This is a genomic window from Brachybacterium sp. B718/18 (assembly GCF_055454375.1).
In genome coordinates this window covers 450,078-473,630 of sequence record NZ_JBVDDO010000002.1, presented here as the reverse complement: position 1 = coordinate 473,630, position 23,553 = coordinate 450,078, and the positions used below count along the sequence as shown (strand labels likewise).

Here is a 23,553-nt window from a genome sequence, read left to right as displayed (position 1 = left end):
ACCTCAGGACTGCTCCTCGAAACGGTCCCGTGCGGTGTTGACCAGATCGAGATAGGCGGGGAGCCCCGCCGCCTCGAGCTCCTGCTGGAACGCATCCCATTCCTCGATGTCGCGCTGGCCCAGGATGAACTGCAGCGTCGCCGTGTCGACGGCGTCCTTCAGCGGGGTCGCCATGAGCGCGGCCTGCTCGAGCTCGGCCTCGTCGAGAGGCGCGGGGGTCCACGGGGGCATCGGCTCGAGGTTCTCCAGGACGCCGTCGATGTAGGTCGTGTAGTCCGCGGAGTTGTAGGACTCCTTCAGGGCCCGGGACTCGGTCGACTCCGACAGGTAGGTCGAGAAGCCGAGGTCCTTCTGGAGGTCGGTGCCCCCGTCGGGGTTCAGGTCGAAGGCGGTCAGGGAGTGCTCCGCGTCCAGCGTGATCGTGCCGTCCTCCGCCTTGGTGTAGGTCTCGCCCTCGATGCCCCAGCGGAGCATCTCGCGGGCGGCGGGGTTGAAGTACAGCCAGTCGAGGAACTGGAGCGTCGCCAGGAAGTTCTCCGACTCGGCGACGTGGGAGGAGAGCACGAAGCCGTGCCAGAAGTTGCGCGGCCCCATGATGTTCCCGGCCGGGCCCGCCGGCGGCGGGATGAGCTCGAGCTGGTAGTTCCCGCGTCCGACGGTGGCGTCCAGCGCCTGGGCGAACTCGATCAGGGTGCCCGACGAGCCCGACGCCGCGAAGCAGGTCTCGGCCGCGAACTTCTCGTGCACGCCCCCGCCGCCGCTGCCGTCGTTCGACGCGGTCAGCGACTCCGGGTCGAGCAGCCCCTCCTCGACGAGGGACCGGTAGTACTCGACCATGTCCCGGTACTCCGCGGTCGCCGCGGCGTACTCGACCGGACCGTCCTGGCCCTTGATCATGCCGTCGCCGAAGCCCCAACCGGCCCGGGTGCCGAAGGCGTAGCCGCCGTAGTTGATCAGCGACTGGCCCTCGAACCCGTCGGCGAGCGGGACCGACTCGGTATAGCTCTCCTTGATCAGGCGCAGGCCCTCGCGGACCTCGTCCCACGTGGCCGGGACCCCGATGCCGACCTCGTCCCACACGTCCCGGCGGATCACGAGCGAGAACGCCGGGACCCAGACCTCCTGCAGGCCGGGGATCAGGTAGTGCTTGCCGTCGGCCTGACGGATGTTGTCGAGCATCGCGACCGCATCCCACTCCTCGACGTACTTGCGGAAGTGAGGCATGTGCTCGACGTAGTCGCTCAGCGGCAGGATCGCACCGGAGGAGACGAAGGGGGTCTCGTCCCCGCGATACATCAGGGGGATCACGCTGGGGGCGTCTCCCGCGCTGAGCAGCAGGCTGCGCTTCTCGACGTTGTCGCTGAAAGGGACGTGGGTCGGCTCGAGCCGGACGCCCGTGAGCTCCTCGATGTGGTCGAAGAGCTTCCACGACTCCGTCACGGGGTTCTCGGGCCAGTCCGTCCACAGGATGGAGAGGGAGAAGGGCTCGGTGGCGGTGAACTGCTGGTCCGCCTCGTAGGACTCCATCGCCCCGACATTCTGCGAGGCGACATCGGCGGGCTCGTCGCTGTTCCCTCCGCACGCGGCGAGGGTCATCCCCCCGAGGGCGGCGGCACCCAGTCCGAGCACGGAGCGGCGGCGGGGTCGCGAGACGGGCAGGGGCAGGGGGTGGTGGAGCATTCTGGCCTCCTTCGGAGGGGGAGGGCGCTGGGTGCGCGGCCCGGGGTGTGCCGGTGAGCAGGTGTGGATGTGGCGGAGGCTCGCTGACCTGCGGCGATGCAGATCTGTCGCGGCTCCAGACGTCAAATGTATCGATACACGACCGATGCTGGCAAGAGTAGGTCGGGGCCCATTGCCCGTCAAGGGGTCGCGCGGCAGCGGGGCTCGTCGGGCCCCCGCCCTCACTCCGTCGCGATCTCCAGCTCGAGGTCGCCCGCGCTGCTCGCGGGGATGAGGAGGATCGTGCCGGCCGGTTCGTCGGTCCCGCCGTGGACGGTGAACGCCTCGCCGGGGGCGTAGAAGGCGCGGCCGCCGAGCGCCCCGCGGGCGGTCAGCCGCATGCGCCCGGAGCCGTCGGCGGCGACGAGCTCCGCGGTGGCGACCACCTCGGTGGCGACGAGCTCCGCCGCCCCGACCACCTCGGCGGCGGCCTCGCGCTCGCCGGCGGTCCCGCCGCCCGCAGCCGGAGCCGGCTCGCCCGGCCCGGCCGCCCGCAGCACGTGCCGGCCCTGGGCGTCGAGCTCCAGGTGACCGCCCGCGAGCTCCCCACCGTCGAGCGCGAGCAGCAGGCACAGAGCGGTCGTCGGACCCGTGAACGCGAGGCGCAGCACGGTCCTCCCGGGATGCACCTCGACCGTGCCGCGCGTCGCGAGCGCGACCTCGTCGGCGGCCCGCCGGGAGAAGTCCATGGCCGCGGCGAAGCGACCGTTGAAGGTGAGCGCGTAAGCGTCGTCGGGGGAGCGGTCCGCAGCCGACAGCGGGTGGAAGTACTCGCCCGCCACCCGCTCCTCGAATTCGAAGCGGATCGGCTCCTCACCGGGCCGGTCCCCGGGCAGGCGGCGCGGGGAGCTCGGACGCAGCGGGCCGAGCGAGAAGAAGTCGCGGCTCAGTCGCAGCTCCCGCACCGAGAGCCCGCCGGCGGAGAAGCGCAGCAGCGTCGGATTCGACGCCGCGCCGCTCGTGATCCGGCCCAGCGCCGCGGTGTCCGTGCCGCCGTGGATCACGACCCGCGTCCGGCCGTGGTCGACCACGGCGAGACCCGAGTCGGCGAACTCGTGCACCTCCGGCGCCTCGGCCGACGGGTCCGCCGCCGCCGCCGGCAGCGCGCCGAGGGCGGTGCGGTCCTCGAGCCCGAGGGCCAGCAGGGTCAGCGCCGCCTCGGTGTCCGCGCGGGGGAGCACCCGCCGGGCCGCCCGCGCCGTGAGCGGATCCCCGGTCCGCGCGGCATGCGCGTGCACCACCGGCAGCATGGCGCCGCCGTCGAAGGGCGCGCCCTGGTCCTGGCGCCGCGAGGCGATCGTCTCGATCATCCCGTCGGGGCCGGTGAGCTCCGCCTGTGCTCGCGTCGCCCGATCCGCCGCCGCGCGCAGATCCTCCCGTCCGAGCACCCGGGCGAGCACCAGCAGCGAGGGCACCGACACGTGCGCGGCGTAGTTCGCGCTGCGCTCCGAGAACAGCCCGTCGGCCTGCAGGTCCACGCCCTCGGCGAGCCACTGCTCGGCGCGCTCACGGCAGGGCTCCGCCCCGGTGAGCTCCCAGAGCCGCACGAGCGCCGCGCTGATCTCCCAGCGATGGTTAGGGGTGTGCACCCCGCCGGTCACGAGCGCTGGCGCCGCCGCGGCGAGCAGCTCGTCGAGGACCGGCAGCAGGGCGTCGAGACCGTCCGGCCCGTCGCCCAGGCCCTCGGACGTGATCGCCCGCCGGGCCCACGCCAGGTCGTTGAGGGTGAACGCCGAGTCCGGCGGGGAGTCGACGTTGTCGCCCGAGCGGAAGGTGCCGCCCGGGGACTGCAGGTCCCGCAGGCGGCCGAGCGCCTCGAGGGCGAGCCCGGCGTCGGCCCCGCCCGTCGGCCCCCCGCCCGTCGGCCCCGCGACCCAGCGGTCGAGCACGACGTCCCGCACCAGGCGCCCGAGCGCCCGGTGCCGCGCCAGCGGTCCGCGCAGCGCCGCCGCCCGCTCGGGGATCGACGCGAGACCCTCGTGCACGAGCGCCGGCAACGGCGCGGGCAGGTGCGCGAGAGGATCGAACGGGCCGGGCTCGGCGGCTGGGGTCACGGGGTCAGTCCTTCAGGCCGGAGTTGATGTCCGAGTTCATGATCTGGCGGCGGAACACCAGGAACAGCAGCACCATCGGCAGCAGCGAGATCACCGAGGCGCCCAGCAGCACCGACCAGTCGATGTTCTCCGCGCCGACGATCGAGCGCAGCGCGAGCTGGAGCGTGTACTTGTCGGGATCGTTCAGCACGAGCAGCGGCCAGATGTAGTCGTTCCATCGCCACTGGAAGGAGAAGATCGCGAGCACCGCGATGATCGGCCGGGCGATCGGCAGCATCAGCGTGAAGAAGATCCGGAACTCGCCGGCGCCGTCGATGCGGGCCGCCTCGAGCAGCTCGTCGGGCACCGTCGAGAAGAACTGCCGGAACATGAAGATGCCGGTCGCGGTGATGATCGACGGGATGATGATGCCCGCGAGCGAGTTGTACAGTCCGAGCCCCAGGATCACCGAGAAGGTGGAGGGCATGATGACCTCGGTGGGCAGCATCGTGGTCGCGAGGATGCACAGGAAGAACGCCTGCACCCAGCGGTTGCGGTACTTCGCGAGGGCGAAGCCGGTGCACGCGCTGACGAACACGGTGAACACCGTCGTCACCACCGCCACCAGGGCCGTGTTCAGGAAGTACTGCTGGAAGTCGTACCGCTCCCACGCCGTGCGATAGCCGGAGAGCGTCCAGTCCTCCGGGAACATCCGCAGCGGCCACGTAAACAGCTCGCTGCCCGGCTTGAAGGAGCTCAGCAGGAACCACAGCACCGGGAGCAGGAAGAGCGCCGCGAGGATCCAGGTCAGGGTGGTCGGTGCCACCCAACGCAGGGACTTCGTCATGAGAGGTCGCTCCTGTCGAAACGGGTCTGGACCAGGGCGATGATCAGCAGGATCACCATCAGCACCATCGAGGCCGCGCTCGCGTAGCCGATCTTGGACTGCTCGAAGCCGGTCTTGTAGATGTACTGCACGATCAGCACGTTGGAGGTGCCGGGGCCGCCGCCGTTGAGCGCCTGGATCATCGCGAACTCCTTCATCGCGCCGATCGTGCCGAGCAGGATCACCAGGAACGAGGTGGGCCGCAGCAGCGGCCAGACGATCTTCACGAAGCGCGTGATCGACCCGGCGCCGTCGAGGCTCGCCGCCTCCAGGTAGGAGGTGGGGATGTTCCGCATCGCCGCCATGAACAGAAGCATCGAGAACGCGGTCCCGCCCCACGACCCGGCGAGGATCACGACCACCATTGCGAGGTTCGGATCCGAGGCCCACTGCAGCGGGTTCAGGCCCACCGAGGAGATCAGGTAGTTCACCAGCCCGAAGTTCTCCCCGAACATCCACCGCCACACCACGCCCGTGACGATGGGCGAGATGAGCCAGGGGAAGAAGAAGATCACCTGGGCCAGCGAGGAACCCTTCGTCTCCCGGCTCACCAGCAGGGCACTGATGATCAGGGTGACGAAGTAGCCGAAGGGGACCGACACCGCCGTGTACAGCACGGTCCGCCACAGGCTTCGGTAGAAGTCGGAGTCGGTGAACAGATCCGTGTAGTTGGCGGCGCCGACGAACTCCGGCGTCCCGTACCCGCGGTAGTCCGTGAAGGAGTACGCGAGGCCCAGCCCCGCCGGCGCGACGAAGAACAGCACGAACAGGACGAAGGCGGGGAGGAGGAAGGCCGCCGCGATCAGGCTGCGGCGCCTCCTCTCCGACCGGGCGGTGGTGACGGCCATGCTCAGGCGAGGCTCTCGTTCAGCTGCTCGAGAGCGCTGCTCAGGGCCGCGTCCACGGTGGTCTCGCCGTTGATCACCTGGATGATGCCGTCGCGCAGCGGGTCGCCGTCGAGCGGGGCGGCGGTGCCGGCGGCCTGCAGCTGCAGATCGCGCGCCTTGGACTCCTTCACGAAGGCCGGGGTGTTGGCGATCGCCTCGTTGTAGAGCGCGAAGTCCTCGGGACGGGACGCGTAGGTCACCTCGACGCCCTCGGTCGCCGGCAGGAACCCGGAGATCGTGGAGAGCTCGCCGTAGTTCTCCGGCTGGTAGAGCCAGCGCACGAACTCGAGCGCCTCCTGCTCCTGGCCGGTGCCCTCGAAGACCACGACCACGGCCGCGGTGCCGAAGTTGGTGGCCTTCTCCGGCTGGGCCGGCATCGGCACGCTGACCCACTCGAAGTCGTCGATGTTCGCGTCGAAGTCCGCGATCTGCCAGGAGCCCGAGTAGTAGGCGGCGACCTGACCGGTCTTGAACATGGCGTTGGGGTCGTCCTCGGACAGCCACACGCTGCGTGGCATGAAGGTGTCGTCGTTCAGGCCCACGAAGTACTCGAGCGCAGGAGCGGTCTGCTCGTTCGCGGAGTATGAGGTCATGTCCTCGGAGAGGGCCAGGCCCTCGGAGCCGAACTGGTAGAGGAAGGAGTTCAGCCGGTGCGAGGAGCGGTCCATCGCCATCGCGAACTTGATCCCGGTCGCCTCGCGGACCTGCCCCGCGGCGTCCACGAACTCGTCCCATGTCCAGACCTGATCCTCGAAGGAGGTGGGGTAGGCGACGCCCGCCTGATCCCACAGGTCCTTGTTGAGGAACATGCCGACGGCGGTGAGGTCGCTGGGCAGCGAGGGGATCTTGCCGTCGGCGTCCGCGGCGTACATGCCCTCGATGGGCTTCACCTCGCCGGCGATCTCGGCGAGGTCCGCGGTGCGGTCCAGCCATGCCGGGTCGAGTGCGGGCATTCGCGCGAGGGCGGGCAGGTCGTTCGCGCGGGCTGCGTTGGTGATCTTGGTGCCGAGATCGTCGTAGGGGACGTCGACGATCTCGATCTCGATACCGGTCTCCTCCAGGTATTTCGCGGCCATCGCGGCGTAGCCGCCGCCCTGGTTGGCGTCACCGGAGAGGACGAACTGGAGGGGGCCGCTCGAGGAGCCGCCCGAGCCTCCGGAGGAGGACGAGCCGCACGAGGCGAGCGCGGGGGCGGCGGCCGCGGCGACGGCGCCGGCGGCGAGGAGGGAACGGCGATTCATGGAGGGCATGGCGTGAGCTCCTTCGGCGGCGACGCATCGTCGACGTGGCCTGGTCCGCCCGGGGCGGCATCGGCGCCGGACCCGGGGGCTCGGGGGGACCCGAGGTGCTCACATGATCCCGACATGGAAAGCGCTTTGTCAATACCTAGGTTGGACAAGCGCCCTGACAGAAGCGCTTACCCGCGCGCGCCCCCCAGTGTCCCGCGCGGCAGGATCACGGGCACGGGGCGCAGGATCCGGGCACGCCGCGGCGGCTCCTCGACCAGCGCCTGCAGGGCGCGGCCGACGAGCGAGCCGGTCAGGCGCAGCGAGTGGCCGAGAACGGCCACCGGCGGCTCGTGCAGCTGACAGGACATGGAGTCCTCCCAGCCGATGATGGAGAGGTCGGCGGGGACGCTCACCCCGAGCGCGGGCGCCGCCTCGAGCGCGCCGATCGCCATCGCGTCGTTGTCGCACACCACCGCGGTGGGGCGCGGATCGCGGGCGAGCAGCCGGGCGAGCGCCTCCGCCCCGGACTCCTCGGAGTAGTCGCCCTCCGCGGTCAGACCGGTCCCGGCCGCCGCCTCCTGCACGTCGGCGAGGAAGGCCTCGCGGCGCTGCCGGGAGTGGAGCAGGTCGGCCGGCCCGCCCAGGTGCGCTATCCGCTCGTGGCCCAGCGTGCGCAGCTCGGCGAGCACGGCGCGCATCGCGGCCGCGTTGTCGACGAGCACGGCTGCCTCCTCGCCCTGCTGGGTGACGTCGCCGAGCAGCACGTAGCCGAGGCCCAGCTCGTCGAGCAGGGCCGGCCGGGGGTCGCCCTCGCGCAGGTCCCGCAGGACCACCGCCCGCACCGCGCCGTCCGCCGCCCAGCGGCGGTAGATCGCCATCTCCTCGGCGGGGGACTGCGCGGCGAGGGTCACCACGGTGTGCCCGTGCGGGGCGACCTCGTCCTCCACGCCGGCCAGGACCTGGCTGAAGAACATCTCGGAACGGGCGTCCCAGAGGTCCTGGGGGGCGAGGAAGCCGAAGGTGCTCATGGGGACATGGTGCCCCGGTCAGCGGGCGGCGCGCGCCACCAGCTCGTTGACGCTGCGCACCACCCCGTCGGCCAGGAACGCCGCGGGATCCAGCGGCCCGTCGGCCCCTGCCGTGACGTGCACGATCGCCGTCTCGCCGGGGAACAGATCGAGCATCTGCCGATCCGCGACCGCACTCGGATGCACCCGGTCCGCGACCACCACCACGTCCCGCACGAGCGAGCGGGCGCGCAGGGTCAGCACCACCGCCCCCGGCGCGGCGGGATCCGCGGCGGCGCTCACCTCGAGGGCGTCGGGGTCCAGGGCGAGGTCCTTGTCCTCCGCGTACCAGTGCACGGCGCGCACGGCGGGCCCGTCGTGCCCCTGCGTCTCGAGCAGCAGCGCCTCCCGGGACGGGTCCCCGGCGGCGGCGACCGCGGCCGGCAGCGGCAGCAGCACGCTCCCGCGCCCCGATACCCGCACCGGCAGGGACTCCTCGGCGAGGACCGTGCCCTCGCGATCGATCCGCCGCAGGCGCAGCGTGCCCGTCAGCTCCTCGTCGGTGTCATTGCCGAGGGCGGCGACGGGGCCGTCCTCGCGCGGCTGCACGGTGAGCAGACGCGGCGCGTACAGGTCCCGCATCGCGTACCAGAGCAGCTTGCGCCGCCCGTCGCCGTCCACCGCCGCCCACGAGGTCACCGGCCAGCAGTCGTTGAGCTGCCAGATGATCGTGCCCGTGCAGTGCGGCCACAGCGCGCGGTAGTGCCCGATCCCCACCCGCAGCGCCCGCGCCTGGTTGAGCGAGGTGGTGAGGTGGAAGTCCGCGAAGCTGCCGGGATCCGGGTCCGGGAAGTGGGGGCGGTAGCCGGAGATCAGCTTCTCCTGGCCGCGCACCGCCTTCTGGTGGGAGAGCATCGCGGGGGAGTCCGCCGTGAGCGGCCGCTCGCTGATCGCCCGCTCGATCGTCGCCCAGGACGCCGGGCCCTGGAAGCCGAACTCGGCGGCGAAGCGCGGGTCGGTGTCGCGGTAGTGGACGTAGTCGTTGTCCTCCTCGCTCGCCCACACCACCCAGTTGTGGACCGTGCCGTGATCGGGGTTCCGCGGCTGGTCCAGGGCGCCGCGCGAGTACGGGCTCGACGGCGTGAAAGAGCGCGTGGGGTCCAGCTCCGCGAGGATCGCGGGCAGGATCTCCGTGTAGTACGCGTTGCCCCAGCCCGTGCCTTTGGGCAGCACGTCCTTCCAGCCCCAGTGGTAGTAGCCCTCGACGTTCTCGTTCGAGCCGTTCCAGTGCACGAGCGCGGGGTGCCAGGCCAGGCGCACCGCGTGCTCGCGCAGCTCCGCCTCGATCTCGCCGCGCAGCGGCTGCTCCTCGCTGTAGGCGGCGCAGGCGAGAGCGACGTCCTGCCAGACCATCACGCCCAGCTCGTCGCACAGGTCGTAGAGCTCCTCGGACTCGTACAGTCCGCCGCCCCAGATCCGCAGCAGGTTCATGCCGGCGTCCACCGCATGGCCGACACCGCGCGCGTAGTCCGCCGGGGTGAGCCGGGTGGGGAAGCAGTCGTCGGGGATCCAGTTCGCGCCCTTGACCAGGATCGGGCGGTCGTTCACGACGACGGTGAACGAGGTGCCCACGGCGTCCGGCTGCTCCACCACGCGCGCGGTGCGGAACGCGATCCGGTGGGTCATCTGGTCGAGCGGCTCCCCGGCCGACGGGGTCTCGGCCGCCGCGTCCTCGAGCACGACCCGCGCCGTGTACAGCGGCTGCTCGCCGTAGCCGCGCGGCCACCAGCGCTCCACCGCGTCCAGCGCCACGGTGAGCTCCACTGCGTCGCTCGCGTCGGTCCCGGCGGGGATCTCGGCGGTCGCCGTGCCGAGCACCGTGCCGGCGGCGTCCGCGACCTCGAGGCGGGCGCGCAGCGGGGCGTCCGTCCCCGGCTCCCGCTCGACGGGCACGTGCACGGTGACCGTGCCGCCGGGCCCGTCGGCCGCGGGGACGACCAGCGGCCGCACCCTGTCCAGCCGCGCCCCCGACCAGCTCTCCAGCCCGATGGGCCCTGCGATCCCGCTGGTCACCAGCACCGGACCCCAGTCCCAGCCGAGGTTGCAGGCCATCTTGCGGATCGCGTTATAGGGCAGCGCATTGCCCACGAAGGGCAGGTTCCCCTGCGCCTGCGCGTTCTCCCGCGCGGTGCGCAGCGGGGAGGCGAAACGGATCTCGAGGGTGTTCTCCCCGGCGCGCAGCAGCTCCTCGACCGCCCAGCGCCAGGAGCGGTGCTGGTTCTGCACGGTCGCGACCTCGGTGCCGTTGAGCACCACGGTCGCCGCGGTGTCGAGGCTCGCCGCGACCAGGTCCGTGCGCCCCGCCGGCACCGCGTCGAGGGTGAAGCCCGTGCGGTACACGAGGTCGCACTCGCCGCTCCACGCGAGATCGTGCTCGTTCCGGTCGAGGTACGGATCCTCGATCAGCCCCGCATCCAGCAGGTCCGTGAGGAAGGTGCCCGGCACCGTCGCCGGCAGGTCCTCCACCGCGAACGGGATCGGCCCGTCGGTGACGGTGAGGGTCCACACCTCGTGCAGGTCACGGCGGGAGACGGTCATGCGAGGTCCTCCTGGTGGGCGAGGTGGTCGGGCATCGGCACGCCGCGGCGGCGGGCCTCGGCGAGGAAGCGCTGGTTGGTGGCCGGCTCGGGGGCGGCCGCGAGGAGGCGGCGGGTGAACTCCTGCTGCGGCGAGAGGATGACGTCGTCGGCCGGGCCGCGCTCCACCACCCGCCCCTCGAACATCACCATGATCTCGTCGGAGAAGTGCCGTGCCGTGGCCAGGTCGTGGGTGATGTAGAGCATCGCCAGGTCCTCCTCCTGCTGGAGGCGGGCGAGCAGGTTCAGCACGCCGAGCCGCACCGACACGTCGAGCATCGACACCGGCTCGTCGGCCACCAGCACGCTCGGTCCCGGGGCGAGGGCGCGGGCGATCGCCACGCGCTGACGCTGCCCGCCGGACAGCTCGTGCGGGCGCCGCTCGAGGAAGGCCTCGTCCGACGGCAGGTTCACCCGCTCGAGCAGCTCCTTCGCCGCCCCGCGGGCGGTCGCCGACGTGGCCCGCCCGTGCAGCAGCAGCGGACGCACCAGGTGGTGGGCGATCGAGTGGTACGGGTTCAAGGAGGCGAAGGGGTCCTGGAAGACCATCTGCACCTGGTGGCGGTAGTCGGCGAGGGCCCGGCCGTGACGGCCGATCGGCGCCCCGTCCAGCAACAGGCTGCCGGAGGTGGGGGTCTCCAGCTGCATCAGGAGCTTCGCGATCGTGGACTTGCCCGAGCCGGACTGGCCCACGAGCGCGAGGGTGCGCCCCGGGGACAGCTCGAAGGACACCTCCTTCACGGCCTGCAGCCGCGAGAAGCGCAGGCCGTTGCGCAGCAGATAGGTCTTGGAGATATCGGTGGCGGTCAGCGTGGTCATCGCGTCTCCTCCGGGGAGTAGCCGGCGCGGAGGAAGTCCCCCGTCGAGCCGGTGAGCGAGGGGAAGGAGCCCAGCAGCCGGCGGGTGTACGCGTGCTGCGGCGCGAAGTACAGGTTCTCGGCGGTGTCGAGCTCGACGATCTCCCCGCGGCGCATCACGGCGATGCGGTCGGAGATCTCCAGCAGCATCGGGAGGTCGTGGGTGATGAACACGACCGCGAAGCCGAGCTCCTGCCGCAGCCGCAGGATCTCCTGCAGGATCTCGCGCTGGACCACGACGTCGAGCGCCGTCGTCGGCTCGTCCATGATCATCAGCTCGGGGTCCAGGGCCAGCGCCATCGCGATCATGACGCGCTGGCGCATGCCGCCGGAGAGCTCATGGGCGAAGGCCGTGATGCGGGAGGGATCCACACCCACGAGCTCGAGCAGCTCCTCGCAGCGGCGGCGCCGCTCGGCCGCGCCCATCTGCGGGCGGTGCGTCGTGAACACGTCCTCCAGCTGGGCCTTCACCGAGATGACCGGGTTCAGGGAGTTCATCGCCCCCTGGAAGACCATCGCGATCTTCGACCAGCGGAAGGCGCGCAGCGCCTCGCCCTCGAGGGCGAGGACATCCACCTCGTCGCCGTCACGACCGTGGAAGGTGACGCTGCCGCCGGTGATCCGGGCCGGCGGCCGGTGCAGCTGGTTCAGGCCGTACGCGAGGGTGGTCTTTCCGCTGCCGGACTCGCCGGCGAGGCCGAGCACCTCGCCGCGGTGCAGGGTCAGGCTCGCGCCCTTGACCGCGTGCACCGGCTGGGCCACCTCGTAGACCACGTCGAGGTCCCGCACGGTCAGCACGGGCTCCGCGGTCGCGACCTCGTGGCCGTCGGTCGCCCGGACCTGCTCGAGGTCGGGGATGATCTCGTCGACGGGCTCGCTCATGCCGCCGCCTCCTTCTGGGCCTTCCGCACGCGGCGCGCGTTCGCGGGGGCGTTGCGCAGGCGGGGGTTGATGATCGCGTCGATCGAGAAGTTGATCAGCGACAGGCCGCAGCCGAGCGCCGCGATCATGAAGCCCGGCGGCACGAACCACCACCAGCCGCCGAGGGTCAGGGCCTGGCCGTTCTGGGCGTAGAACAGCATCGAGCCCCAGGTCTGGGTGCCCACCACGCCGAGGCCGATGAAGCTCAGACCCGCCTCGCCGAGGATCGCGGTGATCAGCGCGAACACGAAGCCGCTGGACATCACCGGCAGCAGGTTCGGCAGGATCTCCACGGAGATGATCCGCCACGGCTTCTCACCGGCGATGCGGGCGGCGTGCACGTAGTCGCGGGTGCGGATCGAGAGGGTCTGCGAGCGCAGCACGCGGGCCGAGGCCGCCCAGGAGGTGATCGCCAGGACGAAGGCGATCAGCAGCAGGCCGCGCTGCTCCACGTAGGAGCCGATCACGATCATCAGCGGCAGCCCCGGCAGGATCAGCACCACGTTGGTGAACAGGGAGAACACCTCGTCGAGCCAGCCGCCGAGGTAGCCGCCGAGGATGCCGAAGAAGGCGGAGAGGAACAGGGCGAGCACCGCGACCAGGATGCCCACCAGGAGCGAGCCGCGGGTCGCGTGGGCGAGCTGGGCGAGGACGTCCTGGCCGGTCTGGGTGGTGCCCAGCAGGTGGGCTGCGCTCGGCGGCTGCATGCCGTCGTTGGAGACGGCCAGCGGGTTCTGCGTGACGAAGGGGGCGATGAGCCCGAACAGGACGATCAGGACGACGATGCCGACGCCGATGACGAGGGTCGCGGCGGGCCGCTTCCGGCGGGCCGACGGGGTGGCCTGCTTCGGCTCGTCGGCCCCGATCTGGGCGGATTCTTCGGTGATGACGGACATGGCTCCTCCTCAGCCCCGCGCCCGGGTGCGCGGATCGATGACGCCGTAGAGCAGGTCCACGGCGAGGTTCGCCGCCAGCACCGAGACGGTGATGATGAGGAACAGGCCCTGCATGAGCGAGTAGTCGTTGTTCTGCACGGCCTGCAGCATGGTGAAGCCGATGCCGGGGTACGAGAACACCGACTCGACGACGATCGATCCCGAGACCACGAAGCCGAGCGAGATCGCGAAGCCGGAGACGCTCGGCAGCACCGCGTTGCGCGCGGCGTAGGTGAGCATGATCCGGCGCGGGTGCAGGCCTTTCGCCTCGGCGGTGAGGATGTAGTCCTCGCTGAGGGTCGAGACCATCATGTTGCGCATCCCCAGCAGCCAGCCGCCCAGCGAGCTCAGCACGATCGTGAGCGCGGGCAGGAAGGCGTAGTAGATCGCGTTGGAGATGAAGGGGTAGTCGAGCGCGGGCCGCACCAGGGTCACGTCGTAGCCGCCCGAGATCGGGAACAGGTGCAGATTCACGCTCAGCGCGTACACGAACAGCAGAGCGAGCCAGAAGTAGGGCACCGACTGCAGGATCGTGGTGGCGGGGATGAGGGAGTCCAGCCAGGTGCCGCGCTTCCAGCCGGCGATCGTGCCGAGCGTGATGCCGATCAGGAAGGTGATGATCGTGGAGACGCCCACGAGCACCAGGGTCCAGGGCAGGGACTGCCCCACGACCTGCGAGACCGGGGTCGGGAAGTAGGTCACCGACACCCCGAAGTCGCCGCGCAGCAGGTTCCCCAGGTACTGCACGTACTGCTGGATCAGGGGCCCCTGGTCGTCGGCGCCGAGCATGACCTCGATCGCTGAGCGGGTCTCGGGGGAGACGGGGCCGCGCAGCGCGAGCTTGGAGAGCACGGCGTCGACCGGGCTGCCGGGCAGCAGGCGGGGGATGAAGAAGTTGAGGGTCACGGCCGCCCAGAGGGCGACCAGGTAGAAGCCGAGCTTCCGCAGGATGTGCACCGCGGTCCTTTCGTCGACGGGTCGGGAGGGCGCGGGCGCCCGGGGCCGTCAGACGGGGACGACGGTCTTGAGGACCTGGGCGTTGTCCGGGGCGGACCAGGACATCGGGTAGCAGTAGAGGTCCTCCTGCGTGGGCCAGCCGGTCACGCGGGAGTTGTTGTACTCGGTGAGGCTCGAGCCGATCAGCACCGGGATGTAGGGCATGTTCTCGACGATGATCTGCTGGATGATCGCGTACTGCTGCTTCTTCACCTCGGGATCGTCGGTGCCCGCGGCGGCGGCGAGGGCGGCGTCCACCTCCGGGTCGGAGAAGCGGGCCGAGTTCTGGTACGGGTTGCCGTTCTCGCCCACGGGCACCGTCGTCTCGGTGGAGAAGAAGGTGTGGTAGAGGTAGTACGGATCCGGGGCGGGGCCCTGGCCGAGCGAGTCGATGACCAGCTGGAAGTTGCCGGTCGACTTCGCGTCGTTCCACTCGTTGACAGAGACCTGCTGGGGGATCAGCTCGATGCCCACGGCCTTGTACTGCTCGGCGAGGGTGTCGAGGGCGGTCACGAAGTCCGACCAGCCGGTGGGGCAGCTGATGGTCATCGAGACCCGCACCCCGTCCTTCGCGTAGACGCCGTCGGAGCCCTCCGCGTAGCCGGCCTCCTCGAGGGCGGCGCGGGCGCCCTCGACGTCCGCGTTCCAGGGGGCGACGTCGATCGAGGGGTCGATGAAGTCCACGTCCCGCTCCGGGAGGCCGAAGGCGGGGGAGATGTCGGTGCCGAGGCCGTAGAAGGCGAGCGCGGAGAGCTGCTCGCGGTCCATGCCGAGGTAGAGGGCGCGGCGCACGGCGGGATCGGTCTGCGGACCTTCGCAGCCCAGCTCCGGGTTGCTCGCGGCGAACAGGGCGCACTGCGAGGTGGGGGAGTTGGTGTAGCTGAGGTCGGGGTTGTTCGCGACGTGCTCGTCGAGGTTCGGCATGGAGGTCGAGGTGTAGTCGATCTCGCCGGCGAGCCACTTGTCGGTCGCGGACTGGTTGCCGGAGAGGGACTGCACGCGCACGCCGCCGATCGCGGGCTTGCCCTCCTCCCAGTAGGAGGTGTTGGCGCTGAGCAGGTACGACTCGGGGGTGAAGTCGCCGAGGGAGAAGGGGCCGGTGCCGATCGGCTCCTCGTTGGTGTAGGTGGCGAGGTCCTCGACGTCGGTCCACAGGTGCTCGGGGATGATCCAGGTGCGGCCCAGGGCGTTCGGACCCTCGACGAAGGCGGGTGCGGGGTAGGTGAGCACGACGGTGGTGTCGTCGGTCGCCTCGGCGCCCGGGGCCGCGCCGGCGGGGTTCAGGGTCGCGTTGTCCTTGATGGCGTTGAAGGTGAAGGCGACATCGTTCGCGGTGAAGGCGGTGCCGTCGGTCCAGGTCGCGCCGGAGCGGACGGTCACGGTGAGGACCGTGCCGTCCTCGTTCCACTCGAAGCTCTCGCCGAGCTGCGGGACGGGGTCCACGTCGATCGCGGCGAGGGGGTTGTAGTAGAAGAGCGGCTCGTAGATGAGGCCCTGGACCATGCTCAGCACGGTCGGGGAGTGGGGGTTGAAGTTCTTGGTGAACCCGGCGCCCGCGCCGTTGTAGCAGTTCACGATCGGGAGGTCCGACCCCTCCCCGGAGCCGGTGTCCAGGTTGGACTGCCCGGAGCACGCGGCGAGCGCGAGCGGCATGGTGGCGAGGGAGGCGGCGGCGAAGGTCCGACGGGAAAGGTGCATCGTTGCTCTCCTGGTGACGCGGCGGTGCGACTAACTTCAGTAAGTTAATGAAGTGATTGGAGTATGCGACCATCTTCACGTCGCGTCAACACCGAAACCCCCTCCGCTCCCGTCACGAAGACGTCACGATCAGAGCGCACCATCGACCCGCGACAGACAGGGGCTCCCCGTGCCCGCTCTCACCGCTCGCAGCGGCGCCGCGACCGACGCCGCGATCCTCGACGCGATCCGTCGGGTCCCCGACACCACGCGCATCGCGATCGCCCGGGAGCTCGGGGTGACCCCGGCGACCGTCACCAACTCGGTCAAGCGCCTGCTCGCCGACGGGCTCGTGGTCGAGAGCGGCCGCGCCCGTTCCACGGGCGGCAAGCCCGCCTCCCTGCTGCGGGTCTCCACCACCTCCCGCTGGGCGATCGGCTGCACGGTCGAGAGCGACCGGATCGCCCTGGTCGCCATGGGGATCGGTGGTGCGCTGCGGGGGAGGGTGATGCTGCCCCTGGTCGCCGACGAGGAGCCGGTGCGCACCGGGGAACGGCTCGAGGCCGCGCTGGCCGCGCTCGGGGCCTTCGATCGCTCCGAGCGGGCGGCCTTCCAGGGCGTGGGCCTGACGGACCTGCGCCCCCGCTCCGCGGGGATCGAGGAGCTGGCCGCGCACGTCGAGGAGCTCACCGGCCAGAGGGTGGTGCGGGGCACGGCCGCGGTCTGCGCGGGGCTCGGCAGCGACTGGGTGGGGGAGCAGGACGGCGGCGAGCCGTGCCTGACCGTCCACCTCGGACCCACCGTCGGCGTGGCCCTGCTGCTCGACGGCCGCCCCCTGCTGCCGTGGGGCGAGTCGCCCGGGATCCTGCCCGTGCCGGAGGCGGGCTGCACGGCCGACGTCGAGCGGGCGCTCGCCGCGGGCCTCGGGCGGCACATCGACCTGGACGCCGTGGAGGAGCGGGTGATCACCGCCCACGCCCGGCTCACCGAGGCCGCCGCCCACGGCGATGCCGAGGCGAGCGCCGTGGTGGTCGCGGGCGCCGAGCGGATCGCCCGCGCCGTCGGCGCGCTGATCGAGCCGCTCGGGGTCGCCCAGGTGGTGCTCTCCGGAACGAGCGTGGCGATGGCGCCGCGGCTCTACCTCGAGGCGATGACCGCGCACCTGCCCGCCGGGACCCGGCTGAGGGTCTCGACGGTGCAGCCGCACCCCTGCGCGGTCGGCGCCGCGGCGCTGGCCCTCGCGCGGCGCGGCTGAGCGCGGCGGACGGGCCGCCGCCGCGCCAGCCCCGACTGCTAGTCTCCGAGCTGGCTGAGAGGGAGCTGATGAAATCCTCGAAGAGGGGCGCTATGAAGTAATGCGGCAGTCGCGCGATCACGATGGTGATTGCGGGGGCTCTTCTTGTGGTGGGGGCGTCTGCCAGCGCCGATGAGGTAGACAGTGTTGATCGCAGCGTGACCAGTATGGATCAGGGGGTTCTGCAGCGGTACGCGGTCGACGGCACGTCTCCCAGCGTGGTCGAGGATTCGTGGAGCCCTGAAGTCGAAGGTGGTGGGTCTTCCATCGCGGCAAGAAAGCCGACGGTGGGAACCTTCGACACCATCGCTGAATATCCGCACCTGTCAGGGAGCGAAGTGTCTGTGCACGGATGCTGGAAGCTCGGGCTGAACGGCTCGAAACTGAAGGGGAGGAAGGCAACCGTGAAGGTCTGGCTGCAGGTGAAGTCGGGAAGTACGTGGAGAACCGTCGCGAGTGGGCAGAAGGACGTGTACCCCGGCTGCGGTGGGGCCAAGAGGGCGAAGGCGCGTTTCGCGTGCAAGGGTCCGCAGAAGAACCAGTTCCGGAACATGGTCGACGTCGATGTGCACGGTGTCATCGACGGACCCGCAAGGGCTTACAGCGTGAAGACCCTGGCATGCACGGTCTGATCCCTTTCCCGCATGTGGAGGCTCGATGACCCGGCTCGAGGTACTCGGTGAGCTGCAGATCGATCCGGGCGGGCCGCTGGCGGAAGGGGGGCGTGGCGAGGAGGACCTCTGGAGCCTCTTGGTCGCGTACGGACGGATCCTCTGGCCGCCGGAAGGGCGATCCGGGTGGTTCTCCGGGCTCGACGCCCAGCTCCGTGATGCCTCGAGAGCTGAAGAGCCGCTGGCGATCATCGAGGCGACTGCACCCGCCGAGAACGCCCTCTTGACGGGCCTGGTCCTCAGCGTCTCGCAGGTGCTCCGGACCTGTGGCCGGGTCGAGATCACCGGCTTGCGGGTATTGACCGAGATCACCGACTTCGAACCGAGCTGGCAGCCGAGGAGCTGGATCGCCAACCTCGCCCATCGCACCGACAGTGCAGAGGGAATCAGGGTGTCGCTGCACTGCCCGTCATCGACGGACCCCGACATCCTCCCCTCTGCAGACCAGCTCGGGGGAGCAGTCCAGGAGCTCCTCTCCCTGGGAGGGAGGGACTATCCCTGTTCGACCGAGGCCACGTCGTCCGGTGTGAGCCTGCTCTTCGAGGAGATGAGATGGTCCGAGCTGCATGGAGCTCATCTCATCGACCTCGCCGTCCTCGCGTTACATGCCGCGGGCTTTCGCGGCGAGGTGACGATCGCGGCGCGACAACACACCTGAACTGCTCCGGCTCAGCCCACCCGCACCGGCATCCGCTCCGTGAGCCAGCGGATCTGCAGTGCGTTCTGCACCGCGGCCCCGCCCTCGTGGTCGTTCCACGGGTAGACCTCGATGTCCCGCTCGGGGTCGGTGCCGCTCGCCCCGCCCCAGTGGTTGAAGGCCGCGAACACGGTCGAGGGCGGGCAGGTCATGTCCCGCAGCGCCGCCGAGAACAGGGCCCGCGCGCGGGAGCGGCGGCCCAAGTGCACCGCGTCGACGTAGCCGAGGGTCCGCTCGACCGCGGCCTGCTGATGGCGGTTGCTGGCCAGGTAGCGCACGATCTCCCGGTAGGGGTCGTTGTCGGTGATGTCGATCGCGCGGCGGATCTGGCACAGGAAGGGCACGTTCGCCATCACCGCGTCGACGTCCGGGACCAGTCCGCCCGCGGCGAGGGCGAGGCCGCCGCCCTGGCTGTTGCCGGTCACGGCGACGCGCCCGTCGGCGCCCGGCAGCGCCCGCGCGGCGTCCACGGCGCGGGCGGCGTCGGTCATCAGCCGGGTCAGGTACGAGGTGGAGGGGTCCGCGAGGCCGCGGGTCATCGAGCCGGGCGCCGCGGGGCCCGAGCCGCCCGGGTCGACGGTGTCGCCGCCGTTGCCCCAGGCCCCGGCCTGGCCGCGGGTGTCCATCACCAGGTGCGCGTAGCCAGCCGCGGGCCACAGCAGGTGCTCGAGCGGCAGGCCCCGCCCGCCGCCGTAGCCGATGTACTCGACCACCACGGGGAGCTTCGCCGCGGCGCCCGCGGGCCGCAGGTACCAGGCGCGGATCGGGGCGCCGTCGTGCCCGCGGAAGGTGACGTCGAAGGTCTCCACCAGGTCGAGACCGGTCTCCACGTCGACCACGTCCTCGAGCACCTCGTGCTCGCGGGCGCGGTCCAGGGTGCCCGCCCAGAAGTCGTCGAAGTCCGCGGGCTCGGACAGCTCCGGGCGATAGCGGTGCAGCTCCTCGAGCGGCAGGTCGAACAGGGCCATGTCAGTCCTCCAGCAGGGTGATCGGGGCGTCCGGGGCGAGGCTCAGCACGGCGCTCCCGCCGGGCTCGAGGTGCAGGCCGCCGGTCGCGGAGTCGCCGCTGAGCAGATCCTGCCCGTCGGCGCGCACGGTCACCGGCGCCGCGCCGTGGTGGAGCAGGAACAGGTGGTCCGCGCCGGCGGACCGACGGCGCACCGCCTCGAGCCCCCGCTCCGCCGCGCCCGGCAGGGTGGGGGTGATGCCGAGCTCCGCGGCGAGGGCGGACAGGCGCTGGTCCCGCGCCTCCTGGGTCCAGCCGGCGGAGACATAGGTGACCCGTCCCGCGCCGCGCCGGGCGCGGGTGATCGCGGGCAGGGAGGCGAGCTCCCCGTGGGTGTAGGCGGCGAGCACCTCGGCGTCGGTCGTCTCGAGCAGCTCGGTCCAGCCCTCGGCCTCGGAGCCGTCGGAGAGGGTGATCCGCTCCCCGGCGGGCAGCGGCAGCAGCTCCTCGCCGCGCACGCCCAGCAGCTCCCGCAGCCGGCCGGGATAGCCGCCGGTCGCGATGCGCAGGTGCTCGTCGGCGAGACCGCTGAGGTAGGTGACGACGAGCTCGCCGCCGCCCTCCACGAACTCCTCGAGCCAGGTCACCTGCGCGTCGCTCAGCGGGTACTGCGCGGCGAGGACCAGCAGGCGGTGCGCGGAGAGGTCCGCGAGGGGACGCACGAAGTCCACGGGGATCCCCGCGCGCCAGAAGGAGCGGTGGGTCGCCCGGACCTCCGCCGAGTAGGAGAGGTGGGAGGAGGGCAGGTCCGGGGTCTCGAGCGCCCACCAGGCATCGGCGTGCCAGAGGATGCCCACCTCCGAGCGCACCAGCGGGCCGTCGGCCGGGAGCGCGGTCACCGGGGCGAGCCGCTCGAGGATCCCGCCGAGCCGCTCGACCGCGGCGAAGCCCCGCGTGTCGCCGCCGGCGTGGGGGACGAGCGCGCCATGCCACTGCTCGGAGCCGCCCGCGCTCTGCCGCCACTGGAAGAACAGCGAGGACTGGGAGCCGCGGGCGATGTAGCCGAGGCAGTGGCGGATCATGCGGTCCGCGCCCTTGGCGAGGGTGCGGCCGTCCACGCGGATCCCCCGCGCGTTCTGCTCCATGAGCACCCACGGCCCGCCCGACCAGGAGCGGGCGAGGTCCGAGCCGTAGGCGACGTGCGCCTCCGCGTCGGGGCCGACGGTGTCGAGGTAGTGGTCCAGGGAGACCACGTCCTGCTCGTCCGCCCAGGACCACTGTTCGAGATGGTTCCAGGTGGGGAGCATGAAGTTGGTGGTCACCGGGGCGGTCGAGCCGACGGCGCGGATCTCCTCGCGCTGCTCGACCATCGCCGCGAGCATCTCGTCGGAGCTGAAGCGGCGGAAGTCGATCGCCTGGGCGGGGTTGGGCAGGTACTGGGTCGCGCGCGGCGGGGTGATCTCCGCGAAGTCGGCATAGCCCTGGGACCAGAAGGCCGTGGTCCAGGCCCGGTTCAGGGCCTCGATCGTGCCGTAGCGGCGCGCGAGCCAGGCCTGGAAGGCGCGTTCAGCGTGCGGGCCGTGGTCGAGGGTGCCGTACTCGTTGTGCAGGTGCCAGCCGCGCAGACCCGGGTGGTACCCGTACCGCTCGGCGAGGCGGCGGGCGATCCGCCGCGAGGCCTCCCGGTAGGCGGGGGCGCTGATCGCATAGGTGTCCCGCGAGCCGTGGGTGAGACGGGTGCCGTCGGGCCGCACCGGCAGGGCGTCGGGATGGGCGCGGGTGAACCACGGCGGCGGCGAGGCGGTGGGGGTGGCGAGGAAGAAGCCGATCCCCGCGGCGGTGATGCGCTCGAGGATCTCATCGAGCCAGTCGGTGACGAAGGCGCCCTCGGTCGGTTCGAGCGCCGACCAGGAGAACACCCCGAGGGTCACCGTGTTCACCTTCGCCCGGCGCATCAGCGCGAGGTCCTCGTCCCAGGTCGCCGGGTCCCACTGCTCGGGGCTCCAGTCGCCGCCGAAGAGGACCTGTGCGGGCGCGTAGTCGCCGCGGGTCATCGCCCGGACCCCGCGTCGGCACCGGCCGCGCCCGATGCTCCGTCGCCCGCGAGCAGCGCGAGCGGGGCGGAGCCCTCGCGGGCGAACAGCCCCAGCGAGTGCACGTCGTAGCGGCGGCGCAGGAAGCGGCCCCCGTCGGACTCCTCGCCCTGACCGGACTCGACCACCTCACCGTCCAGCAGGTGCACCCAGCGGCCCGCCGGCAGGTACAGGTCCACCTCGCCGGAGGCGGTGAACACGGGTGCGACCAGCAGGTCCTCGCCGAGCATGTACTGCGTGTCGAGGGTGCGGCAGGCCGGATCCTCCGGGAACTGCATGACCATCGGGCGCATCACCGGGGCGCCGGTGGCGGTGGTGACCGCCGCCGCGTCCAGCAGGTACGGCAAGAGGCGGCTCTTCAGCTCCGCGAACTCGCGCATCACGGTGACCGCCTCCTCGCCGAACTGCCACGGCACCCGGTAGGAGCTCGAGCCGTGAAGCCGCGAGTGCGAGCTGAGCAGGCCGAAGGCGACCCAGCGCATGAACAGCGTCGGATCCGGCGTGCCCTCGAAGCCGCCGATGTCATGGGACCAGTAGCCGAAGCCCGAGGAGACCAGCGACAGCCCGCCGCGCAGCGACTGCGCCATCGCGACGTAGGTCGACTCGCAGTCCCCGCCCCAGTGGATCGGGAACCGCTGCCCGCCCGCGGTCGCCGAGCGGGCGAAGACCACGGCCTCGCCCTCCCCGCGCCGCTCCCGCAGCAGGTCGAAGACCACCTCGTTGTACTGCTGCGCGTAGTGGTTGTGCATGCGCAGGGGATCGGAGCCGTCGGCCCACACCACGCCGTCCGTGGGGATCCGCTCCCCGAAGTCGGTCTTGAAGGAGTCCACGCCGTCGTCGATCAGCGCGCCGAGCTTCCCCGCGAACCACTCCCGCGCGGCGGGGCTGGTGAAGTCCACCAGGCCCATCCCGGCCTGCCACAGATCGGTCTGCCAGACGGCGCCGTCGGTGCGGCGCACCAGGTGGCCGAGCTCGGCGCCCTCCGCGAAGAGGTGCGAGCGCTGGGCGATGTACGGGTTGATCCACACGCACACCTTCAGGCCCCGCTCGTGCAGCTTCGCGATCAGCCCGCGGGGGTCGGGGAAAGTGGTCGGATCCCACGTGAAGTCCGACCAGTGGAAGCCGCGCATCCAGAAGCAGTCGAAGTGGAAGACGCTCAGCGGGATGCCGCGCTCGGCCATGCCGTCCACGAAGGAGAGCACCGTCTCCTCGTCGTACTGCGTGGTGAAGGAGGTCGACAGCCACAGGCCGAAGCTCCACTCCGGCAGCTGCGGCGGGCGGCCGCTGCGGGCGGTGTACCGGTCGATCACCGCGAGCGGGCTGCCGCCGCCGTAGACCTCGTAGCGCAGCTCCTCGCCGGGCACCGAGAACTGCGTCGCCGCGACGTTCTCGGAGCCGACCTCGAAGGAGACCGGCCCCGCGTCGTTTACGAGCACGCCGTAGCCGCGGGAGGAGAGGAAGAAGGGGACGTTCTTGTACGCCTGCTCGGAGTTGGTGCCGCCGTCGGCGTTCCAGATGTCCACGCTCTGGCCGTTCTTCACGAAGGCGCCGAAGCGCTCGCCGAGGCCGTAGATCTGCTCGCCCACGTCGAGGGACAGCTGCTCGAGCACGTGCGGGCCCGCGCCCTCGACCTGCGCATAGCCGATCGAGCGCGCGGTCGAGCTGGTCAGGAGCTCGCCGTCCCACAGATACTCCACGTGCCAGGGGCCGGAGAGGGCCACGCGCGCGGCGAGCCGCCCGGAGCGGTAGGTGACGGTGCCCGACTCCTCGTCGTGCGTGATCTCCGGGTCGACGGCAGTGCTCGCCGTCTCGAGCGCGAAGCGGGGCAGCGGCGCGGGGGTGCCGGCGAAGTGCCGGATGCGCACCGCGATGACGTCCTCCCGCGGCGCGGTGAAGGACACCTCGATCACGGGGGTGTTCAGGGTGTCGCCGCGGGTGACGATGCGCTTCACGGGGGCGTGGACGCGCAGCTCGGCGCCGAGCACCTCGTGGTCGTGGACCTCGGCGGGACGCAGCATGGTCACGCCCTCGCGCAGCAGCCAGTAGCCGTCGGTGAACTTCATGGGGCG

The 23,553-nt window shown here is 71.3% G+C and carries 18 protein-coding genes; 3 read left to right on the top strand and 15 right to left on the bottom strand.

Translation table 11 applies throughout. The features are described 5' to 3' along the window. Positions 1-3: 3 nt before the first annotated feature. The 12 genes from ACZCAH_RS05985 to ACZCAH_RS05930 all read right to left on the bottom strand — a co-directional run bounded on the left by ACZCAH_RS05985 (position 4) and on the right by ACZCAH_RS05930 (position 15,804). Complete coding sequence (locus ACZCAH_RS05985; protein WP_464340206.1) at positions 4-1,680, bottom strand: ABC transporter substrate-binding protein; 1,677 nt, start codon at positions 1,678-1,680, stop codon at positions 4-6. 221 nt (positions 1,681-1,901) lie between these two features. After that, positions 1,902-3,773 carry a hypothetical protein gene (locus ACZCAH_RS05980; protein ID WP_464340205.1) on the bottom strand — a complete coding sequence of 624 codons (1,872 nt, stop codon included), beginning with the start codon at positions 3,771-3,773 and terminating at the stop codon, positions 1,902-1,904. Positions 3,774-3,777: 4 nt separating this feature from the next. Further along, positions 3,778-4,599, bottom strand: coding sequence for a carbohydrate ABC transporter permease (locus tag ACZCAH_RS05975; RefSeq protein WP_329749470.1), 822 nt, complete (start codon positions 4,597-4,599; stop codon positions 3,778-3,780). Continuing rightward, positions 4,596-5,486 (bottom strand): carbohydrate ABC transporter permease, encoded by an 891-nt coding sequence (locus ACZCAH_RS05970; protein WP_464340204.1) that lies wholly within the window; start codon positions 5,484-5,486, stop codon positions 4,596-4,598. The genes ACZCAH_RS05975 and ACZCAH_RS05970 overlap by 4 nt, the downstream gene beginning before the upstream one ends. A gap of 2 nt (positions 5,487-5,488) precedes the next feature. After that, the gene (locus tag ACZCAH_RS05965) at positions 5,489-6,775 is read right to left on the bottom strand and encodes an extracellular solute-binding protein (protein WP_464340203.1); all 1,287 of its coding nucleotides are present in this window, start codon (positions 6,773-6,775) and stop codon (positions 5,489-5,491) included. A gap of 167 nt (positions 6,776-6,942) precedes the next feature. Next, entirely contained in the window at positions 6,943-7,782 is an 840-nt protein-coding gene (locus ACZCAH_RS05960) for a LacI family DNA-binding transcriptional regulator (RefSeq protein ID WP_464340202.1), read from the bottom strand. Between the two features lie 18 nt (positions 7,783-7,800). After that, positions 7,801-10,359 (bottom strand): glycoside hydrolase family 2 protein, encoded by a 2,559-nt coding sequence (locus ACZCAH_RS05955; protein WP_464340201.1) that lies wholly within the window; start codon positions 10,357-10,359, stop codon positions 7,801-7,803. Beyond that, positions 10,356-11,216 (bottom strand): ABC transporter ATP-binding protein, encoded by an 861-nt coding sequence (locus ACZCAH_RS05950; protein WP_464340200.1) that lies wholly within the window; start codon positions 11,214-11,216, stop codon positions 10,356-10,358. The genes ACZCAH_RS05955 and ACZCAH_RS05950 overlap by 4 nt, the downstream gene beginning before the upstream one ends. Beyond that, complete coding sequence (locus ACZCAH_RS05945) at positions 11,213-12,136, bottom strand: ABC transporter ATP-binding protein (RefSeq protein ID WP_464340199.1); 924 nt, start codon at positions 12,134-12,136, stop codon at positions 11,213-11,215. The genes ACZCAH_RS05950 and ACZCAH_RS05945 overlap by 4 nt, the downstream gene beginning before the upstream one ends. Further along, complete coding sequence (locus ACZCAH_RS05940) at positions 12,133-13,071, bottom strand: ABC transporter permease (protein ID WP_464340198.1); 939 nt, start codon at positions 13,069-13,071, stop codon at positions 12,133-12,135. Before ACZCAH_RS05940 ends, ACZCAH_RS05945 begins: the two co-directional genes overlap by 4 nt. Positions 13,072-13,080: 9 nt before the next feature. Beyond that, positions 13,081-14,067 carry an ABC transporter permease gene (locus tag ACZCAH_RS05935; RefSeq protein ID WP_464340197.1) on the bottom strand — a complete coding sequence of 329 codons (987 nt, stop codon included), beginning with the start codon at positions 14,065-14,067 and terminating at the stop codon, positions 13,081-13,083. Between the two features lie 48 nt (positions 14,068-14,115). Continuing rightward, positions 14,116-15,804 carry an ABC transporter substrate-binding protein gene (locus ACZCAH_RS05930; RefSeq protein WP_464340196.1) on the bottom strand — a complete coding sequence of 563 codons (1,689 nt, stop codon included), beginning with the start codon at positions 15,802-15,804 and terminating at the stop codon, positions 14,116-14,118. 169 nt (positions 15,805-15,973) lie between these two features. On the opposite strand from ACZCAH_RS05930, the gene ACZCAH_RS05925 reads away from it, so the two are divergent. The 3 genes from ACZCAH_RS05925 to ACZCAH_RS05915 all read left to right on the top strand — a co-directional run bounded on the left by ACZCAH_RS05925 (position 15,974) and on the right by ACZCAH_RS05915 (position 18,406). Continuing rightward, on the top strand, positions 15,974-17,038 hold the full coding sequence (locus ACZCAH_RS05925) for an ROK family transcriptional regulator (protein ID WP_464340195.1): 1,065 nt from the start codon (positions 15,974-15,976) through the stop codon (positions 17,036-17,038). A gap of 197 nt (positions 17,039-17,235) precedes the next feature. Further along, the gene (locus ACZCAH_RS05920) at positions 17,236-17,709 is read left to right on the top strand and encodes a hypothetical protein (RefSeq protein WP_464340194.1); all 474 of its coding nucleotides are present in this window, start codon (positions 17,236-17,238) and stop codon (positions 17,707-17,709) included. 25 nt (positions 17,710-17,734) lie between these two features. Then, positions 17,735-18,406: a hypothetical protein gene (locus ACZCAH_RS05915; RefSeq protein ID WP_464340193.1), complete on the top strand. Its 672-nt coding sequence runs from the start codon at positions 17,735-17,737 to the stop codon at positions 18,404-18,406. Positions 18,407-18,417: 11 nt separating this feature from the next. Here ACZCAH_RS05915 and ACZCAH_RS05910 read toward each other — a convergent pair whose 3' ends face one another. From ACZCAH_RS05910 to yicI, 3 genes are read right to left on the bottom strand one after another with little or no spacing between them, the layout of a single operon-like run. After that, positions 18,418-19,413 carry an acetylxylan esterase gene (locus ACZCAH_RS05910; RefSeq protein ID WP_464340192.1) on the bottom strand — a complete coding sequence of 332 codons (996 nt, stop codon included), beginning with the start codon at positions 19,411-19,413 and terminating at the stop codon, positions 18,418-18,420. A 1-nt stretch (position 19,414) separates the two neighbouring features. After that, a complete protein-coding gene (locus tag ACZCAH_RS05905; RefSeq protein WP_464340191.1) occupies positions 19,415-21,445 on the bottom strand; it encodes a beta-galactosidase in 2,031 nt (676 codons plus the stop codon). Next, positions 21,442-23,547 carry an alpha-xylosidase gene (yicI, locus tag ACZCAH_RS05900; protein WP_464340190.1) on the bottom strand — a complete coding sequence of 702 codons (2,106 nt, stop codon included), beginning with the start codon at positions 23,545-23,547 and terminating at the stop codon, positions 21,442-21,444. Before yicI ends, ACZCAH_RS05905 begins: the two co-directional genes overlap by 4 nt. Between the last annotated feature and the right edge of the window lie 6 nt (positions 23,548-23,553).

What these genes read in the sequence shown, in the direction of transcription:
- ACZCAH_RS05985 (WP_464340206.1), bottom strand. Translation starts at nt 1,680, where the DNA reads ATGCTCCACCACCCCCTGCCCCTGCCCGTCTCGCGACCCCGCCGCCGC.
- ACZCAH_RS05975 (WP_329749470.1), bottom strand. Translation starts at nt 4,599, where the DNA reads ATGACGAAGTCCCTGCGTTGGGTGGCACCGACCACCCTGACCTGGATC.
- ACZCAH_RS05970 (WP_464340204.1), bottom strand. Translation starts at nt 5,486, where the DNA reads ATGGCCGTCACCACCGCCCGGTCGGAGAGGAGGCGCCGCAGCCTGATC.
- ACZCAH_RS05965 (WP_464340203.1), bottom strand. Translation starts at nt 6,775, where the DNA reads ATGCCCTCCATGAATCGCCGTTCCCTCCTCGCCGCCGGCGCCGTCGCC.
- ACZCAH_RS05960 (WP_464340202.1), bottom strand. Translation starts at nt 7,782, where the DNA reads ATGAGCACCTTCGGCTTCCTCGCCCCCCAGGACCTCTGGGACGCCCGT.
- ACZCAH_RS05955 (WP_464340201.1), bottom strand. Translation starts at nt 10,359, where the DNA reads ATGACCGTCTCCCGCCGTGACCTGCACGAGGTGTGGACCCTCACCGTC.
- ACZCAH_RS05950 (WP_464340200.1), bottom strand. Translation starts at nt 11,216, where the DNA reads ATGACCACGCTGACCGCCACCGATATCTCCAAGACCTATCTGCTGCGC.
- ACZCAH_RS05945 (WP_464340199.1), bottom strand. Translation starts at nt 12,136, where the DNA reads ATGAGCGAGCCCGTCGACGAGATCATCCCCGACCTCGAGCAGGTCCGG.
- ACZCAH_RS05940 (WP_464340198.1), bottom strand. Translation starts at nt 13,071, where the DNA reads ATGTCCGTCATCACCGAAGAATCCGCCCAGATCGGGGCCGACGAGCCG.
- ACZCAH_RS05930 (WP_464340196.1), bottom strand. Translation starts at nt 15,804, where the DNA reads ATGCACCTTTCCCGTCGGACCTTCGCCGCCGCCTCCCTCGCCACCATG.
- ACZCAH_RS05915 (WP_464340193.1), top strand. Translation starts at nt 17,735, where the DNA reads ATGACCCGGCTCGAGGTACTCGGTGAGCTGCAGATCGATCCGGGCGGG.
- ACZCAH_RS05910 (WP_464340192.1), bottom strand. Translation starts at nt 19,413, where the DNA reads ATGGCCCTGTTCGACCTGCCGCTCGAGGAGCTGCACCGCTATCGCCCG.
- ACZCAH_RS05905 (WP_464340191.1), bottom strand. Translation starts at nt 21,445, where the DNA reads ATGACCCGCGGCGACTACGCGCCCGCACAGGTCCTCTTCGGCGGCGAC.
- yicI (WP_464340190.1), bottom strand. Translation starts at nt 23,547, where the DNA reads ATGAAGTTCACCGACGGCTACTGGCTGCTGCGCGAGGGCGTGACCATG.